The following is a 255-nucleotide window of genomic DNA, read 5'->3' as shown; positions in this document are numbered from 1 at the left end:
AAGAGAAACGTGGCCGGCGCTTAGGGCTCGTCGGTACGGGATCTGTCCTTCGGGATAGGGTCGTACCAAGAAGAGCTAAAGAACCGGGTTTACGTTTCTTGAATAAGGACCGTTTTGGTCTTGCCCGAGAGGGTAGGATTGGAATGGACCTCGTCAAGTGAACTTGTGAATTCGGGAAAGAACTCTTGAACATGAGAGTTTGATCCTGGCTCAGAACGAACGCTGGCGGCAGGCTTAACACATGCAAGTCGAACG

The 255-nt window shown here is 51.4% G+C and carries 1 rRNA gene; it reads left to right on the top strand.

The annotated features are described in order from the left end of the window. Positions 1–187: 187 nt before the first annotated feature. Positions 188–255, top strand: a 16S ribosomal RNA gene (locus tag QQZ18_RS17570); the annotation flags it as partial.

It is taken from the genome of Pleomorphomonas sp. T1.2MG-36 (assembly GCF_950100655.1).
GTDB lineage: Bacteria > Pseudomonadota > Alphaproteobacteria > Rhizobiales > Pleomorphomonadaceae > Pleomorphomonas.
Note: the sequence above shows the minus strand (reverse complement) of the source record. Positions and strands in the feature narration are given on the sequence as shown.